A 17,060-nucleotide genomic window follows, 5' to 3' on the forward strand; every position below is an offset into this window, starting at 1 on the left:
CCATGCTGTACGATCCGACCGAGCACCGCATCCGCAGTTTCGTCACGCGCGCCGGACGCCTGTCGACCGGGCAGGCGCGCGCGCTCGAGGAATTCGGTCCGCAATTCCTGGTCGAGTACCGCAAGGAAGCGGTCGATTTCCACGCGCCGTTCGGCCGCACTGCGCCGCTGGTCCTGGAGATCGGCTTCGGCATGGGCGACACCACGGCGCACATCGCCAAGGTGATGCCGGACAAGGATTTCATCGGCGTCGAAGTGCACACGCCGGGCGTGGGTAGCCTGTTGAAACAGATCGGCGAGCAGGGCATCACGAATCTGCGCCTGATCCAGCACGATGCGGTCGAAGTGCTGAACAACATGATCGCCGACGCATCCCTGGCCGGTGTGCACATCTTCTTCCCGGACCCGTGGCACAAGGCGCGTCACAACAAGCGGCGGCTGATCCAGCCGGAGTTCGTGAAACTGCTGTGCAGCAAACTGGCGCCGGGCGGGTATATCCACTGCGCCACCGATTGGGAAGACTACGCCGTGCAGATGCTGGACGTGCTGGGCGCCGAGCCGGCCTTGCAGAACACTGCCGAAGGGTATGCGCCGCAGCCGGCCTACCGTCCGCTGACCAAGTTCGAGAACCGCGGCATCAAATTGGGGCACGGCGTGTGGGACTTGGTATTCACCAAAAAATGATGTGATGGATGGGTGGGTGGGCGTCGGCCGTCACATCATGTCGGCGATCAGCGCGACGATTTCCTCGCCATACGAGGCCAGCTTCTTCTCGCCCACGCCCGACACGCCGCGCAGTTCTTCCAGCGAACCCGGCTTGGCCTTGGCGATCTCGCGCAGCGTCGCGTCGACGAAGATGACGTAGGCCGGCACGTTGTGGGCGCGCGCGGTTTCCATGCGCCACCAGCGCAGTTTCTCGAAGATCGCCTGTTCCGACTTCGACAGGTCCATCTCGACGTAGCTCTTGGCCGGCCGGTCCGCGCGCTTCTGCTTGACCGGTTTCTGGTACTGGCGCAACTGCACCTTTTGCTCGCCCTTGAGCACCGGGCGCGCCGCATCGGTCAGTTTCAGGGAACTGTACGACTCGTGGTCGACCGTGACCAGGCCGAGGGAAATCGCCTGGCGCACGATGGCGCGCCATTCCTGTTCGCCGCGGTCGGCGCCGACGCCGTACACCGTCAGGCGGTCGTGGTGCCATTGGGTGATGCGTTCCGTCTGGGCGCCGCGCAGCACGTCGATCACGTGGCCGGCGGCAAAGCGCTGGTCGACGCGGTAGATCGCCGACAGCAGCTTTTGCACGGGCACCGTGGCGTCGAACGATACCGGCGGCATCAGGCAGGTGTCGCAATTGCCGCACGGGCCGGAGCGCTCGCCGAAGTATTCCAGCAGGCGCATGCGGCGGCAGCTGAGGGTTTCGCACAGGCCGAGCATGGCGTCCAGCTTGGAGGACAGCACGCGCTTGAAATTCTCGTCCGCCTCCGACTCGTCGATCATCCGGCGCTGCAGCACCACGTCCTGCAAGCCGTAGGCCATCCAGGCGTTCGACGGTGCGCCGTCGCGGCCGGCGCGGCCGGTTTCCTGGTAATAGCCTTCCAGCGATTTCGGCAGGTCGAGGTGGCAGACGAAGCGCACGTCCGGCTTGTCGATGCCCATGCCGAAGGCGATGGTCGCCACCATCACGATGTTTTCCTCGCGCAGGAAACGCGACTGGTTCGACGCGCGCAGCGCGTGGTCCATGCCGGCGTGATAGGGCAGCGATCGGATGCCGTGCTCGTTGAGGAATTCGGCTGTCTCTTCGACTTTCTTGCGCGACAGGCAGTAGACGATGCCCGAGTCGCCCGGATGCTCGCTCGAAATAAAATCCAGCAACTGCTTGCGGCCATTGCCCTTTTCGACGATCGAGTAGCGGATGTTGGGGCGGTCGAAGGACGAGACGAACTGGCGCGCTTCTTCCAGCTGCAGGCGCTGGGCGATCTCGGCGCGCGTGAGCTGGTCGGCGGTGGCGGTGAGGGCGATGCGCGGCACGTGCGGGAAGCGCTCGTGCAGGATCGACAGGCGGATGTATTCCGGCCGGAAGTCGTGGCCCCATTGCGACACGCAGTGCGCCTCGTCGATCGCGAACAGCGAAATGTGCGCCGACTCGAACAGGTCCAGGCAGCGCTGCGTCATCAGGCGTTCGGGCGCCACGTACACCAGGTCGATTTCGCCGGTGCGCACCAGGCGCTCGATGCGCAGGGTTTCCTCGAAGGTCTGGGTCGAATTCAAGAAGGCGGCGCGCACGCCGACCTCGGCCAGCGCGTCGACCTGGTCCTGCATCAGCGCGATCAGCGGAGAAATGACCACGCCGACACCGTCGCGCAGCAGCGCCGGGATCTGGTAGCACAGCGACTTGCCGCCGCCGGTGGGCATCAGCACCAGCGCGTCGCCGCCGGACGCGACGTGCTCGACGATATCCGCCTGCTGCCCGCGGAAGGCGGGGTAGCCGAATACCGTCTCCAATACGTGCAGCGCGCGCTCCTGGAGTTCGCTCGCCCGGGTTTCGCCCGCTTGGATCTCGCTCGTCATGGTGTCGCTTTGGTTCTCGATAGCTCTTTAATCAATGCAATTACTCGGCCCAGACCACCCAGCCGAAATGCGCCGTGACCAGCACCAGAATGCCGAACACGATACGGTACCAGGCGAAGATCGTGAAGTCGTGCGAACTGATGTAGCGCAGCAGCCAGCGCACGCACAGGAAGGCGGACACGAAGGCGGCCAGGCCGCCGATCAGGAACAGCGGCAGGTCGGCGGCGTGCAGCTCGTGGCGTGCCTTGTAGACCGAATACACGGTGGCGGCCAGCAGTGTCGGGATCGCCAGGAAGAACGAGAATTCGGTGGCCGCCTTGCGCGACAGGCCGAACAGCATGCCGCCGATGATGGTGGCGCCGGAACGGCTGGTGCCCGGCACCAGCGCGAACGCCTGGGCGCAGCCGACCTTGAAGGCGTCGAGCACCGTCATGTCGTCCACGGTGGCGATGCGATGCGAACCCGGCAGCACGCGCTGGCGGCGCTCGGCCCACAGGATCACCAGCGCGCCGACGATGAAGGCCAGTGCCACCGGCACCGGCGCGAACAGGTGCGCCTTGATCGCCTTGTTGAACAGCAGCCCCAGCACCGCCGCCGGCAAGAAGGCGACGACCAGGTTCAGCACGAACTTGCGCTGGCGCGGGTCCGAACCCAGGCCGGACACCACGGTCGCGATGCGCGCGCGGTATTCCCACATCACGGCCAGGATGGCGCCGGCCTGGATGGCGATCTCGAACACCTTGGCCACTTCGCCCGTGAAATTGATCAGGCTGCCGGCCAGGATCAGGTGGCCGGTGGAAGAGATCGGCAGGAATTCGGTAAAGCCCTCGACGAGGCCCATGATGATCGCCTTCAGGGCGAGGAGGATGTCCATGGAATTGTGCTGTGGTGACAATGGGTTGATGAGAGAACCGGAAGCGGAAGGGTGTTGCGGAGCCTCGCGGCGGGCAAGGGCGCAAGCTTACCATGAGGAAGTGTTTTACCGCCGAGTTCCCCGCGCCGAGATGGTGGCTTTTTTGCTGCAGGCAAGAGCCCGAGGCATCATGCGGGCGCTGCTGCGCTTGCCCGGCGGCGTCCGCTCCGTCCCGGGATGCTTACGCGGTCAGGCGCTCCAGTTCCGTCAGGAACAGCATCGCCTGCGTGCGCGACGCCCCGCACATCTCGTGCGACGGCTGCAGGCTGGCGCACACGCGCGGCCGGCCCGGCTGGCCGAAGATGCGGCAGCCGTGCCGGTCGTCGAGCTGCACGCAGCGCACGCCGGCCGGCTTACCGTCGGGCATGCCGGGAATCGGCGACGAGATCGACGGCGCGGTGCAGCAGGCGCCGCAGCCGGGGCGGCAAGAGACGGGTTCGGATTCGCGGGACATGGTGCGCAAACAATGGACAGGATGGGCATAGGCAACGCGCCAGTATACTCCCTGTGGACGCGCGTGCCGATGTCCTTGACTGCCCCCAGCCCCGGGTCTATATTTGTCCCACTCAACATTTAGTTGCCGGACAGTAGCATGCCATGCCCTTTTGACGCCAAGCCGCGCTGGGAGCGCCGCAAGGACGCGCGGCCCCAGGAATTGCTGGAGGCCGCGCTCGACTTGTTCGTCGAGCGCGGGTACGCCGCCACGCGCCTGGAAGACGTGGCGCGCCGCGCCGGCGTGTCCAAGGGCACCTTGTATCTGTATTACGAGAACAAGGAAGACTTGTTCAAGGCGGTGGTACGCGGCAACATCGTGCCGGCCATCGGCGCGGCCGAGACCTCGGTGGCCGAATTCGACGGCCACAGCGCCGACCTGCTGCGCCACCTGATCCATTCCTGGTGGCAGCGCGTGGGCGCGACCAAGGCATCCGGCATCATCAAGCTGGTGACCGCGGAGGCCGGCAATTTTCCCGAACTGGCCACGTTCTACCAGGACGAAGTCATCAACCGCGGCACCCGCGCCATGACGACCATGCTCGAACGCGGCGTGGCGCGCGGCGAGTTCCGCCCGATCGACATCAACCTCATGACACAGGTGCTGGTGGCGCCGATGCTGATGCTGATCACCTGGAAGCATTCGGTCGGCCCGTGCCCGCGCGCCGAACTGGAGCCGCTCGCCTTCCTCGATACCTTCCTCGACGTGGCGCTGCATGGCTTGCTGCCGACCGGCGCCGGCGCCACGCAGGCCGCCGGCGCCGGTGCTGCCAGCGTGCACGCGGGCTGATTCGCGTTCGCGCCGGCTTGCCTGCCGGGCGTCGCCACGCCGGGCGTCGCTACGCCGGTTTTCCGGCATTTCATCCCCGCCAAACTGCAGACTGTCGCAATTTCCCTCGGCCTTCACTGTCGTATCACTAAGATATGCTTGTTGAAGCCGTTCAACGATAAAATATCGGATTATTTATTTTCCCGCCGAGTACTGAGATGAATATCGAACAAGCCCGCTTCAACATGATCGAACAGCAGATCCGTCCGTGGAACGTGCTGGACACGGAAGTACTCGACCTGCTGCACGTGGTCAAGCGCGAACAGTTCGTGCCGGCCGCGTACCAGAACCTGGCGTTCGCCGATGCCGAGATCCCGCTGCCGGGCGGCGAATCGATGTTCGCGCCAAAGATCGAAGCGCGCATCATGCAGGAACTGCAGGTGCGCAAGCACGAGAGCATCCTGGAAATCGGCACCGGCTCCGGCTACATGGCGGCCCTGCTGGCGCACAAGGGCGCCAGGGTCACCAGCATCGAAATCAACCAGGAAAGCCGCGCGCTGGCGCAAAAGAACCTGGCGCGCGCCGGTATTTCCAATGTGACGGTGGAGCAGGGCAATGGCGTGCAGGGTGAGGAAAAAGGCGCGCCGTACGACGTGATCGTGATCTCGGGCGCGCTGGAAGTGCTGCCGGAAGCGCTGATGAAGCAGGTCAAGGTGGGCGGACGCATCGCCGCGTTCACCGGCGTGCCGCCGGTCATGGAATTCAACATCATCACCCGCACCGGCGACAATACCTTCAGTGCGGTCAAGGTGTTCGAGACCAACGTCAAGTACCTGAGCGGCGCCCCGGTGCCGTCGCATTTCCAGTTCTGATCGGGACCGCACGCCATGCAGCACATCACCGCTCCCGAACTGGCCGCCTGGCTGGCCGATCCGTCGCGTCCGCAGCCGCTGCTGCTGGACGTGCGGGAAGACTGGGAATTCGCCACCTGCAGCATCGCGGGCTCGACCCAGATCCCGATGCGCCTGGTGCCGGTCCGCGTCACTGAAATCGATGACGACCGCCCCATCGTCTGCGTGTGCCACCACGGCGCACGCAGCATGAACGTGGCCGCCTTCCTCGAACACAACGGTTTCAACAACATCACCAATTTGACGGGCGGAATACACGCCTGGGCAGTACAGGTCGATCCTTCGATGCCGAAGTATTGACGGCCTGCGTCCCTGACTAGACTTGATGGAGAAACGAATGCGGAAACCCCTCATCGCCGCGCTGCTGGCCAGCGCGTGCTGTTCGCTCACTGCCCAGGCGGCCGACCTGATCCAGGTCTACCAGCAAGCCCTGGCAAACGATGCCACCTACGCCAGCGCGCGCGCCTCCGCCGCCGCCGGCCGCGAGCGCATCATCCAGGGGCGTGCGGGGTTGCTGCCGACGGTCGGCATCACGGGGTCGGTCACCAAGAACAACCAGGGCTTCTCTCCCTGGAACGACGGCCAGTTGCTGGGCCAGTCGGCGGGCGCCGACGTCTACTCGCGCGGCAGCAGCCTGAACGAGCGCAGCAGCGACATCACGGTGGTCCTGCAGCAGCCCCTGTTCCGCTGGGACCGCTGGGAAACCTACCAGCAGAGCAAGCTGCAGCAGGCCATTGCCGAAGCGCAGTTCGCCCAGGCCGAGCAAGACTTGATCACGCGCGTGGCGCAGGCCTATTTCGACGTGCTGGCGGCGCAGGACACGCTGGAATCGATCCGCGCCCAGAAAGTCGCCACCACCGAACAGCTGGCCTCGGCCAAGCGCAATTTCGAGGTCGGCACCCAGACCATCACCGATACCCATGAGGCGCAGGCTGCGTACGACCTGGTGGTGTCGCAGGAACTGGCGGCGGTGAACGACCTGGAAAACAAGAAGACTTCGCTGCAGGCCATCATCGGCACCCCGCCGGCGGCGCTGGCCACGCTGCGCACCGGCGTCACCCTGGCGCCGCCGCAGCCGGTCAACGTCGACCAGTGGGTGTCGGCCGCCGAGAACCAGAACTACGCGGTGACCGTGGGTCAGCTGGCGCTGGAATCGGCCAAGCGCGACATCTCGAAGAACCGCGCCGGCCATTACCCGACCGTGGACCTGGTGGCCAGTTCGCTGCACCGCGACCTGGGCGGCCAGGTCGCCGGACAATCGGGCAAGACCACCAGCAACGCCATCGGCATCCAGTACAGCATTCCGATCTTCAGCGGCTTCGCCATCACCAGCCGCGTGCGCGAGACGATCGCGCTGGAAGACAAGGCGCGCAACGACCTGGAGGCGAACCGCCGCAACGCGGCGCTGACGGCGCGCCAGGCCTTCCTGGGCGTGAACACCGGACTGGCGCAGGTGAAGGCGCTGGAAGCAGCGGAGGTATCGAGCAACTCGGCGCTGGAATCGAACAAGCTCGGCTACCAGGTCGGCGTGCGCATCAACATCGACGTGCTCAATGCCCAGCGCCAGCTGTACCAGACCCGCACCGACCTGGCGCGCGCGCGCTACAACACCATCCTGGCCGGCCTGCGCCTGAAGGCGGCGGCCGGCGCGCTGCGCGAGGAAGACCTGCAGCCGGTGAACGCGCTGCTGATCCAGCCCTGAGCGGCCCAGGCCGTCGTTCCCGGCACTGCCGGAAACGACTCCCCGCGAAGGCGCACTGCTGTCCAAGATAATCGTTATCTCTGCCTTAAGCAGGTTTTGTTGCTAGCAGTAACGTAAAAATCATTCCTAGCCAATAACTCGTCGTCCCCGCGAAGGCGGGGATCCATACTGAGCAAGAAAATTTGGTAGCCGGAAGCAATCAGAATGCTTCAAAAATACTAACTTTTTACACTCGCTATGGGTCCCCGCCTTCGCGGGAACGACGGTCTTTAGGCCAGCAATACTATCTTGGACAGTAGTGCGCGAAGACGGGGACCCAAGCTGACGCATCATGCATCCCGATGCCGATGCGTCGCCGGAACGCGTCAAGACGCCAGGCGGCTCAGGCCGCCTGACGCTCGTCGCGCTTCCTCCACGCGATCATCTCGGCGATGGTCAGGATCGGATAACCGCGCTGGCGCGCAAAGCCTTCGATCGCTGCGCCGCGCATCATGGTGCCGTCCTCGTTCATCAGCTCGCACAGCACTGCCGCCGGCTGCAGGCCGGCCATGATCGACAGGTCGACCGAGCCTTCGGTATGGCCGGCGCGGGCCAGCACGCCGCCCGGGTTGGCGCGCAGCGGGAACACGTGGCCGGGCCGTACCAGGTCGTGCGGCGTGGCGTCCGCGGCGATGGCGGCGCGGATCGTGGTCACGCGGTCCTGCGCCGAGACGCCGGTGGTGACGCCTTCGCGCGCCTCGATCGAGACGGTGAACGGGGTGCCGTAGCGGCTGCCGTTTTCCGGCGCCATCGGCGGCAGCTCGAGCGCGCGCACCGTGTCGCTCGACAGGCACAGGCAGACGATGCCGCTGCATTCGCGGATCATCACGGCCATGGTTTCGGTGGTCAGCTTTTCGGCGGCGACGATCAGGTCGGCCTCGTTCTCGCGGTCGAAATCGTCGAGCAGGATGACGGGGATGCCGGCGCGCGTGGCTTCGATGGCGGCGGCGATGCGGCCGTCGATGTTGTCGCTGTCGAGCACGAAGGCGCCGGGGTAGGTGGTGGGATCGATGGTGGTGCTGGTCATTGAAACGCTCCTCGCAATGGGAAAGATAAAAGCGAAAAACGCATCAGGGCAAAGCGAAACGGCGCAGCCGGACACGCTTGAACCGCGCGGCAGCCTGCGTAATGACGCACATCTTCTTTCATCCGGACTATACCGTCGGCCCTGGCTTCTCACCAGGTCTGCTGACCCTGCAACGCAGGCGCTCGCGGGCTCGGCCGTGATGGCCATACCGCCGGTGGGGAATCGCACCCCGCCCCGAAGACGTAATTGATTGTGTGTCCTTTTGGTAAAGGACGCAGGGATTGTAGCAGGGCCGGCCGCAAGCTGCCGGGCCGGCCCGTTTTCAGCGCGACCGGGGCGTGTTCACGCCCGCTTGTCGATACCGCCGCCGCCGGCGTGATCGGCGCGCTCGATCAGCTCGACCTTGTAGCCGTCCGGATCGGTGATGAAGGCGATCACGGTGCTGCCACCCTTGACCGGTCCCGGCTCGCGGCTGATGACGCCGCCGGCCGCGCGCACTTCGTCGCAGGTTTTATAGATGTCCTCGGTCGACAGGGCGATGTGGCCGTAGGCGGTGCCCAGCTCGTAGGCGTCGACGCCCCAGTTGTAGGTCAGCTCGATCTCGGCGTGATCCGGGTTGCTGCCGTAGCCGAGGAAGGCCAGGCTGTACTTGTATTCGGTGTTTTCGCTGGTGCGCAGCAGCTTCATGCCGAGCACCTTGGTATAGAAATCGATGGAGCGCTGCAGGTCGCCGACGCGGAGCATGGTGTGCAGGAGACGCATGGTGGTCCTTGGGAGAAATGAATGAAGCAGGGATTCTATGCGCTCGGGCCGAAGTTTGCAGGCGGGGCATATGCCGCGATCGGTGTCATGACAGCTGCGTAGCGTGGACGGGGGCGCCTAGCTGGCTATGCCGTCCACGCGTTCATGCAAGGTTCGAAACCTTACGCCTGCAGCTTGGCATCCAGCGTGATGTCGGCCTTGAACAGTTTCGAGACCGGGCAGCCTTCCTTGGCCTTGCGCGCGGCTTCCTGGAAGGCGGCTTCGTCGGCGCCCGGGATCGTGGCCACCAGGTCCAGGTGCACCGCGGTAATGGCGAAGCTGTCGCCATCCTTGTCCAGCGACACGGTCGCCTTGGTTTCCAGTTTTTGCGCGACCATGCCGGCCTTTTCCAGCTGGCCGGACAGGGCCATCGTGAAGCAGCCGGCGTGTGCTGCCCCCAGCAGTTCTTCCGGATTGGTGCCCGGACCGTCTTCGAAACGGGTATTGAAGCCGTATTGCTGCTGGTTCAGCACGCCGCTCTGGGTCGAGACGGCGCCCTTGCCATCCTTGAGGCCGCCGCTCCAGACGGCGCTGCCATTACGTTTGATCATCGAATCGCTCCTTATTTCTTGGTGGGGGTGGTTGCCTGCGCGGTGGTGGCCGGCGCAGGCGCTGTGGTGTTAGCGGCTGCCATGTTGCCGGTGGGCGTGATGCGCCACACGATGTTGCCGACGTCGTCCGCCAGCAGCACGGCGCCGGCCTTGTCGACGGCGACGCCGACCGGGCGGCCGTTGGCCTTGCCTTCCTTGCTCAGGAAGCCGGTCAGCACGTCCTGCGGCGGACCGCTGGGTTTGCCGTTGGTAAAGGGGACGAAGATCAGCTTGTAGCCGGAATACGGCTTGCGGTTCCAGGAACCGTGCTGGCCGATCAGGGCGCCGTTCTTGAATTGCGGCAGCAGGTTGGCGTCGTAGAACGCCAGGCCCAGCGATGCGGTGTGCGCGCCCAGCGCATAGTCGGGCACGATGGCCTTGGCCACCAGCTCCGGGTTCTGCGGTTTCACGCGCGTGTCGACGTGCTGGCCGTAGTAGCTGTACGGCCAGCCGTAGAAGCCGCCGTCCTTCACGCTCGTCATGTAGTCGGGCACCAGTTCGTTGCCCAGTTCGTCGCGCTCGTTGACCGCGGTCCACAGCATCTTGCTCTGCGGCTGGAAGCCCATGCCGTTCGGATTGCGCAGGCCGCTGGCGTAGATGCGGTGCTTGCCGCTGGCAATGTCGTATTCCCAGATCGCGGCGCGGCCTTTTTCGATCTCCATGCCGTTGTCGGCGACGTTGCTGTTGGAGCCGACCGTGATGTACAGCTTCTTGCCGTCCGGCGAAGCGATCACGTTCTTGGTCCAGTGGTGGTTGATGCCGGCCGGCAGGTCGAGCACCTTGGCGCCCTTGCCGCTCAGGGCGGTCTCGCCGGTTTTATACGGGAAGCGCCACAGCGCGTCGGCGTTGGCGACGTACAGGTTGTCGCCGACCAGCGTCATGCCGAACGGCGAGTTCAGGCCCTGGGCGAACACGGTCCTGGTTTCGGCCGTGCCGTCCGCCTTGACGCCGCGCAGCAGCGAAATGCGGTTGGGCGATTCGACGCCGGCGCCGGCCTGCTTCTGGGCCATGCCCTGTACCTTGGCGCGCACGCCGCTTTCCTTCGGGGCGTTCGCCGGCTTGTTGCTCTCGGCCACCAGCACGTCGCCGTTCGGCAGCACGTACAGCCAGCGCGGATGGTTCAGGCCGGTGCCGTAGGCGGTCGCCGCCAGGCCGGTGGCCGGGGTCGGGCGCGCGCCCTGCGGCCACGGATCGGCATCGGCGATGTTCAGGGTCGGGATCAGCGATTTTTCCGGCGCCGGCAGGGTCGGGTTGGGACCGAAGCCCTGGGCGTATTGCTGCGCCATGGCGGGCGCGTGCAGGGCGGCCAGGCCGAGCGAGGCCAGCAGGCAAGCGGTGAGGGGACGCGGTGTCATCGGTTTTTTCCTCCCTCCGGAATCGTGGCATCGTGGTCGCGCATGCCGTCCCCGCGGTCCGCCTGCGGGTTGGCCTGGCCGGCGTTGACTTCCGGGTTCGGGTTCACCGCCTGGCTGATACCCGGCGTGCCGTGCAGGTCGGTATCGACCAGCCCTTGCTTGAGGTCTTCGGCGGCCTGCTTCATGATGCCGCGCGGATCGGTATTCTGCCCGTCGGGCGATTCGTCGCGCTCGTGCGGCTCGCGCTTGTAGCTTTGTTCCTCGATCTTGCGGTCCGTGTTCACCACACGGTCTTTTTCTTCCTGGGGCATGACGATCTCCTTCGATTCAATTGTCCAAATCGTAACGCGTCGCCTGGAAGGTGGTCGCGCAATTGGATGATGCATTTTTGCAATTATGTGTTTACCATGGTGTCTGGTCGTCAACCATGCAGGAAGCCGCGATGCCGGAACTCGTCGAGACGCACGTCCCCGCTCACCACCACGCCAGCGATTGCCCGAATTGCGGCGCCGTCCTGTCCGGCAAATTCTGTCACGGCTGCGGCCAGCCGGGCGAACTGCATCCGCCCAGCGCCGGCGAATTCCTGCACGAATTCATCGGTCACTACGTGGCGCTGGAAAGCAAGCTGTGGCGCACGCTGCGCCTGCTGGTGCTGAAGCCGGGCGCGCTGACCCGGGAATACCTGGCCGGACGGCGCGTGCGCTACATCGAGCCGCTGCGCGTGTACCTGACCCTGAGTCTGATCTTCTTCGCCCTGTTCAAGTTCATGGGGGAAGACCACGAGATCGCCGGCATCAAGTTCCACAGCGTCGACGTGGTCAAGATCGATTCCGACAAGGAGGCACGCTCGTCCGCCAAGGATGTACCGGCCAGGCTGCGCGAGGACATGCGCGCCGAGCTGGCCAGGGACCAAGACTTGAAAGCGCTGCACGACCGCCATCCGGGCTTGAGCGGCCTGGGCGACAAGCTCGACGCGCGTTTCAGCGGCAGCGACGAGCACAAGCTGAAGGCGGCGTTCTTCGCCTATGCCCCGTACGCGGTGTTCGCCTTGATGCCGGTGTTCGCGCTGTACCTGAACTTGCTGTACCTGGGCGCGCGGCGCCGCTACGGCGAACACCTGCTGTTCGCGCTGCACGCCAACGCCTTCGCCTACCTGATGCTGAGCGTGCTCCTGCTGGTTCCTTCCTTCGTCCCCTGGCTCGGCACGCTGCTGGCGATGTGGCTGGCCTTCTACCTGCCGCTGGCGATGCGCCGGGTCTATGGCGGCACGCGCCTGGCCACCTTCGCGCGCTGGTTCGTGCTGATGGCGCTGCACCTGGCCAGCGTCCTGGCGGTGATCGTCGCCGTATTCTATGTCGCGGCAGGGCATTGACGAGCGGCCGGACTGTACGCTTGCCGGCGGACCGCTTGCCCAACTATACTGTGTGTTTGTACAGTATTCGCTGAGTTGCGATATGGCAGAAGCCGGACGAATCGGTTAATCTTCCCGTGTCCCCGATCGGGACCGCGCGTCGTATGGGTCTTTCGTTACGTAAATCGTGCCCCATATCAGCGTCCGACGCCTTCCATTACTGCCGAGATCCGTATGCCCGCATCGCCTGAACCGCAACAAACTATCGCGCTGGTCGTACGGCACAATACGGCCGGCATCGACGAGCCGGTCCGGGCGATCGTCGATTTCCTGCGCGGCGCCGGCTACCGTGCGGTGTTCGAAGCCGAGACCGCCACCCACGTCGGCGTCGACGGGGTCGAAGCGATGTCCGTGGAACAGATCGGCGAACAGGCGCACACTGCGATCGTGATCGGCGGCGACGGCACCATGCTCGGCATCGCGCGCCAGCTGGCGCGCTACCATACCCCGCTGATCGGCATCAACCAGGGCCGGCTCGGCTTCATGACCGACATCCCGATCGACCGCATGCTGCCGGCGCTGGGGGAGATCCTCAACGGCAAGGCCACGGCCGAGGAACGCAGCCTGCTGGAAGCGAGAATACTGCGGGAGGGCAAGCAGATCCATTGCTCGGTGGCGGTCAACGACGTGGTGGTGGCGCGCGGCACCGGCGCCGGCATGGCGGAACTGAAGGTGACGGTGGACGGCCAGTTCATGTACAACCAGCGTTCGGACGGCCTGATCGTCTCCACGCCGACCGGCTCGACCGCGTACGCGCTGTCGGCCGGCGGGCCGCTGCTGCACCCGACCCTGGCCGGTACCGTGCTGGTGCCGATCGCGCCGCATGCGCTGTCGAACCGCCCGATCGTGGTGCCGGACACCAGCGAGATCGTGGTCGAAATCATGAACGGGCGCGACATCAGCGTGAACTTCGACATGCAAACCGTGGCCAGCCTGCAGCACGGTGACCAGATCGTCATTTCCCGTTCGCCCGACACCATCACCTTCCTGCATCCGGAAGGGTGGAGCTATTACCATACGCTGCGCGAAAAGCTGCACTGGAACGAGTATCCGTCCAGCGACGGCAAGCTCAAGTAAGAAGCCGGGCAGGCCGCACCGGCACCCCATTTTCAGGAGATTCGTATCTTCATGTTGCGCACACTGACCATCCGCGACTTCGTCATCGTCGACACGATCGAACTCGAATTCGCGAACGGATTCTCGGTATTCACCGGCGAGACCGGCGCCGGCAAGTCGATCCTGATCGATGCGCTGCAGCTGGCGCTGGGCGGGCGCGGCGACGCCAGCATGGTGCGCGAAGGCGCGCCCAAGGCCGACATCAGCGCCGAGTTCGCGCTCACGCCGGCCGCCGTGGCCTGGCTCGAACGCAACGAACTGGCGGGCGAGGACGGCGGCGTGCTGCTGCGCCGCGTGATCGACAATGCCGGCCGTTCCAAGGCCTACATCAACGGCATCGCCGCCACCGCCGGCCAGCTGCGCGAACTCGGCGAGATGCTGGTCGACATCCACGGCCAGCACGCGCACCAGTCGCTGCTCAAGCAGGATGCCCAGCGCGCGCTGCTGGACAACCAGGTGGCGGTGCGCGACCCCGCCGCCGTGGCCGAGGTGCAGCAGGTGGCCGCCTGCCACAAGGCGTGGCGCGCGCTGGCCAAGCAGTGCGAGGAATACGAGACCAACGCCAGGAACGTGCTGCTGGAACGCGAGCGCCTGGAATGGCAGGTGAGTGAACTGGACAAGCTGGCCGTCAAGCCGGGCGAATGGGCCGAGATCAGCAACGAGCACAGCCGCCTGTCGCACGCCGCCAGCCTGCTCGAAGGGGCGCAGGAAGCGCTGAATGCGATCTCGGAATCCGAGCAGCCGATCCTTTCGCAACTGTCGTCGCTGAACCAGAAGCTGTCGAAGCTGGCCGACGTCGACGCCGGCCTGCAGGCCGTGCTCGACTGCATGGAACCGGCCCGTATCCAGTTGCAGGAAGCGGTGTACGCCCTGAACAACTACGTCGACAAGGTCGAACTCGATCCGGAGCGCCTGGCGCAGGTCGATGCGCGCATGGACGCCATCCACAGCACCGCGCGCAAGTTCCGCGTCACGCCGGACGACCTGCCGGAAGAGCACGCGACCCTGAAGGCCAAGCTCAAGCAATTGGCCGACGCCTCCGACGTCGAGGGCCTGCGGCGCCAGGAAGCCAAGGCCAAGGCCAGCTACATGGAGGCGGCGCGCAAGCTGTCCGCCATCCGCGCGGCGGCGGCGCAGCGTTTGTCCGGGCAGGTGTCGGAAGCGATGCAGGAATTGTCGATGAGCGGCGGGCGCTTCGTGGTCGGCCTGAACCCGTGCGAGCCGGCCGCGTATGGCCTGGAACAGGTCGAGTTCCTGGTGGCCGGCCACGCCGGCGTGGCGCCGCGTCCGCTGGCCAAGGTGGCCTCGGGCGGCGAACTGGCGCGCATCTCGCTGGCGATCTCGGTGATCACGGCGCACGCCACCGTGGTGCCGACGCTGATCTTCGACGAGGTCGATACCGGCATCGGCGGCGGCGTGGCGGAAGTGGTCGGGCGTCTGCTGCGTCGCCTGGGCCAGAGCCGCCAAGTGCTGTGCGTGACCCACCTGCCGCAGGTGGCCAGTCAGGCGAACCAGCACTTCCAGGTGGCCAAGGGCACCGTGGACGGCGGCAAGACGGTCTCGCGCATCGACGTGCTGAACGCCAAGGCGCGCGTGGAAGAAGTCGCGCGCATGCTGGGCGGCATCGAGATCACCGAGACCACGCGCAAGCATGCGCGCGAGCTGCTGGCCTCCTGAAGGCGCCGCGGGCGCGGCTATCGCACCGATCAAGATTATCAAACCGGCAGCATCGCGGCGGCCACTTATAATGGGATTCCAACCCGTTTACCGCCGCGTCCATGCCATTTCGAAAAGAACCCAGTCCGCCGCCGCACGGCATTCCCCTTAAAAGCGCCATCGTGCTGGTCAACCTCGGCACCCCGGATGCGCCCACGCGGCCGGCGGTGCGGCGCTACCTGAAACAATTCCTGTCGGACCCGCGCGTGGTCGAGATTCCGCGCGCGGTGTGGAGCCTGATCCTGCACCTGGCGATCCTGCCGTTCCGCTCCGGCCAGTCGGCCAAGAAATACGAGATGGTCTGGACCGGCGAGGGTTCGCCGCTGAAGGTGTACACCGGGCGCCAGGCGGCGCTGCTGCAGGGGGCGCTGGCGGCGCGCGGCCACCGGGACGTCGACGTCGTCATGGCGATGCGCTACGGTTCTCCGGCGCTGGCGGACGTGCTGGACGAACTCAAGGCGCGCCATGTCGACCGTATCCTGGTGCTGCCGGCCTATCCGCAGTATTCCGGCACCACCACCGCCTCGATCTGGGATGCGGTGTTCGCCCACTACAAGCGGGTGCGCAACATCCCGGAGCTGCGCCTGGTGAAGCACTACCACGACCACGCCGCCTACATCGAGGCGCTGGCGCGTTCGGTCGAAACCTACTGGGCGCAACATGGCCGCGGCGACAAGCTGGTGCTCAGTTTTCATGGGGTGCCCAAGCGCACGCTGGAACTGGGCGATCCGTATTTCTGCGAATGCCAGAAGACCGGCCGCCTGCTGGCCCGGCGCCTGGGCCTGGGGCCGGACCGCTTGATCCTCAGCTTCCAGTCGCGCTTCGGCCGCGCCGAATGGCTGCAGCCGTACACGGCGCCGACCGTGCAGCAACTGGCGCGCGACGGCGTGCGCCGCATCGACGTGATGTGCCCAGGCTTCACCAGCGATTGCCTGGAGACGCTGGAGGAAATCAACATGGAAGTGCGCCACGATTTCACCTCGAATGGCGGCCAGGAATATCACTACATTCCCTGCCTGAACGACAATCCCGACTGGATCGACGGCATGGCGGCCATCGTCGAGCAGCACATGCTGGGCTGGCCGACGCGGCTCGACGGAGAGGCGCGCGAGGTACAAAAGCGCGAGCTGGAAGCCGGCCGCGCGCATGCGGCCCAATTGGGTGCTTGAACGCTTCGATCGGCGCGCCGTCGGCATGATGGACGCCGCACGTGCACGCGCCCGCGCCACGCGCGACAGGCAGGCCGGCCTGTGCCCCGAGGCCGAGGATGCCGCTGCCGATGCTGGCGGCGCATCCTCATGATGGCGCCTGACTGATAGCGCCTGACATCCATGTTAATTCCATTGACAGCCGGTTCGTCCGCCTCCTACACTGGTTCTCACCAATGCCAATGAGCCTGTTGCACGCCGCCTTACCGGGCGGGGAAGCAAGGCCATAAAGAGCGCCGCTGCGATCGGCCGCATGCCGTGCCGGGTGGCGCCGTGTTTGCGTACGACACGGTCGTCGCCCCGGACATCCCGGCGCCCCTTGCGCCGGCGGCCGCCAAGCTTTTTCGCCATCAGTCAAACCGTTTTCTTCACGCACTGCCGACCGTTCCCGGCAATGCGCCGGGCCGCGTGTCGCCTGCGGCCCGGTACCAGGGACGCCATAACGA

Annotated in this window: 17 protein-coding genes and 1 riboswitch; of the genes, 9 read left to right on the forward strand and 8 right to left on the reverse strand. The window is 65.6% G+C overall.

The window, feature by feature from the left end:
• The first annotated feature begins 2 nt into the window (after positions 1-2).
• Entirely contained in the window at positions 3-683 is a 681-nt protein-coding gene (trmB, locus tag HH212_RS10440) for a tRNA (guanosine(46)-N7)-methyltransferase TrmB (protein WP_170202422.1), read from the forward strand.
• Positions 684-713: 30 nt separating this feature from the next.
• On the opposite strand, the gene recQ is transcribed toward trmB, so the two are convergent.
• The 3 genes from recQ to HH212_RS10455 form a co-directional block, all read right to left on the reverse strand.
• Positions 714-2,564: a DNA helicase RecQ gene (gene recQ, locus HH212_RS10445; protein WP_170202423.1), complete on the reverse strand. Its 1,851-nt coding sequence runs from the start codon at positions 2,562-2,564 to the stop codon at positions 714-716.
• A 40-nt stretch (positions 2,565-2,604) separates the two neighbouring features.
• Entirely contained in the window at positions 2,605-3,438 is an 834-nt protein-coding gene (locus HH212_RS10450; RefSeq protein ID WP_170202424.1) for an undecaprenyl-diphosphate phosphatase, read from the reverse strand.
• 220 nt (positions 3,439-3,658) lie between these two features.
• Complete coding sequence (locus tag HH212_RS10455; protein ID WP_170202425.1) at positions 3,659-3,931, reverse strand: YkgJ family cysteine cluster protein; 273 nt, start codon at positions 3,929-3,931, stop codon at positions 3,659-3,661.
• 138 nt (positions 3,932-4,069) lie between these two features.
• Here HH212_RS10455 and HH212_RS10460 point away from each other — a divergent pair, with 138 nt between their 5' ends.
• The 4 genes from HH212_RS10460 (at position 4,070) to HH212_RS10475 (ending at position 7,351) form a co-directional block, all read left to right on the forward strand.
• Positions 4,070-4,759: a TetR/AcrR family transcriptional regulator gene (locus tag HH212_RS10460; protein WP_170202426.1), complete on the forward strand. Its 690-nt coding sequence runs from the start codon at positions 4,070-4,072 to the stop codon at positions 4,757-4,759.
• Positions 4,760-4,956: 197 nt separating this feature from the next.
• Positions 4,957-5,610 carry a protein-L-isoaspartate O-methyltransferase family protein gene (locus HH212_RS10465; protein WP_170202427.1) on the forward strand — a complete coding sequence of 218 codons (654 nt, stop codon included), beginning with the start codon at positions 4,957-4,959 and terminating at the stop codon, positions 5,608-5,610.
• Positions 5,611-5,625: 15 nt separating this feature from the next.
• Positions 5,626-5,949 (forward strand): rhodanese-like domain-containing protein, encoded by a 324-nt coding sequence (locus tag HH212_RS10470; RefSeq protein ID WP_170202428.1) that lies wholly within the window; start codon positions 5,626-5,628, stop codon positions 5,947-5,949.
• A 37-nt stretch (positions 5,950-5,986) separates the two neighbouring features.
• Positions 5,987-7,351, forward strand: coding sequence for a TolC family outer membrane protein (locus tag HH212_RS10475; RefSeq protein ID WP_170202429.1), 1,365 nt, complete (start codon positions 5,987-5,989; stop codon positions 7,349-7,351).
• A 382-nt stretch (positions 7,352-7,733) separates the two neighbouring features.
• On the opposite strand, the gene ribB is transcribed toward HH212_RS10475, so the two are convergent.
• The 5 genes from ribB to HH212_RS10500 form a co-directional block, all read right to left on the reverse strand.
• Positions 7,734-8,417 (reverse strand): 3,4-dihydroxy-2-butanone-4-phosphate synthase, encoded by a 684-nt coding sequence (ribB, locus tag HH212_RS10480; protein ID WP_170202430.1) that lies wholly within the window; start codon positions 8,415-8,417, stop codon positions 7,734-7,736.
• 106 nt (positions 8,418-8,523) lie between these two features.
• Positions 8,524-8,663: riboswitch (FMN riboswitch) on the reverse strand.
• A gap of 96 nt (positions 8,664-8,759) precedes the next feature.
• Positions 8,760-9,179 (reverse strand): lactoylglutathione lyase, encoded by a 420-nt coding sequence (gene gloA / locus HH212_RS10485; protein ID WP_170202431.1) that lies wholly within the window; start codon positions 9,177-9,179, stop codon positions 8,760-8,762.
• A 161-nt stretch (positions 9,180-9,340) separates the two neighbouring features.
• Positions 9,341-9,769: an OsmC family protein gene (locus tag HH212_RS10490; protein WP_211172482.1), complete on the reverse strand. Its 429-nt coding sequence runs from the start codon at positions 9,767-9,769 to the stop codon at positions 9,341-9,343.
• Positions 9,770-9,780: 11 nt separating this feature from the next.
• The gene (locus HH212_RS10495) at positions 9,781-11,163 is read right to left on the reverse strand and encodes a PQQ-dependent sugar dehydrogenase (RefSeq protein ID WP_170202432.1); all 1,383 of its coding nucleotides are present in this window, start codon (positions 11,161-11,163) and stop codon (positions 9,781-9,783) included.
• On the reverse strand, positions 11,160-11,474 hold the full coding sequence (locus HH212_RS10500; RefSeq protein ID WP_170202433.1) for a hypothetical protein: 315 nt from the start codon (positions 11,472-11,474) through the stop codon (positions 11,160-11,162). The genes HH212_RS10495 and HH212_RS10500 overlap by 4 nt, the downstream gene beginning before the upstream one ends.
• Before the next feature lie 131 nt (positions 11,475-11,605).
• On the opposite strand from HH212_RS10500, the gene HH212_RS10505 reads away from it, so the two are divergent.
• The 4 genes from HH212_RS10505 (at position 11,606) to hemH (ending at position 16,575) form a co-directional block, all read left to right on the forward strand.
• On the forward strand, positions 11,606-12,535 hold the full coding sequence (locus HH212_RS10505; protein ID WP_170202434.1) for a DUF3667 domain-containing protein: 930 nt from the start codon (positions 11,606-11,608) through the stop codon (positions 12,533-12,535).
• 213 nt (positions 12,536-12,748) lie between these two features.
• Complete coding sequence (locus HH212_RS10510) at positions 12,749-13,651, forward strand: NAD kinase (RefSeq protein WP_170202435.1); 903 nt, start codon at positions 12,749-12,751, stop codon at positions 13,649-13,651.
• A gap of 51 nt (positions 13,652-13,702) precedes the next feature.
• Positions 13,703-15,367 carry a DNA repair protein RecN gene (recN, locus tag HH212_RS10515; protein ID WP_170202436.1) on the forward strand — a complete coding sequence of 555 codons (1,665 nt, stop codon included), beginning with the start codon at positions 13,703-13,705 and terminating at the stop codon, positions 15,365-15,367.
• A gap of 101 nt (positions 15,368-15,468) precedes the next feature.
• Positions 15,469-16,575 carry a ferrochelatase gene (gene hemH, locus HH212_RS10520; RefSeq protein WP_170202437.1) on the forward strand — a complete coding sequence of 369 codons (1,107 nt, stop codon included), beginning with the start codon at positions 15,469-15,471 and terminating at the stop codon, positions 16,573-16,575.
• The last annotated feature ends 485 nt before the right edge of the window (positions 16,576-17,060 follow it).

Origin of the sequence: Massilia forsythiae (assembly GCF_012849555.1) — a bacterium.
Classification (GTDB): Bacteria; Pseudomonadota; Gammaproteobacteria; order Burkholderiales; family Burkholderiaceae_D; genus Telluria; species Telluria forsythiae.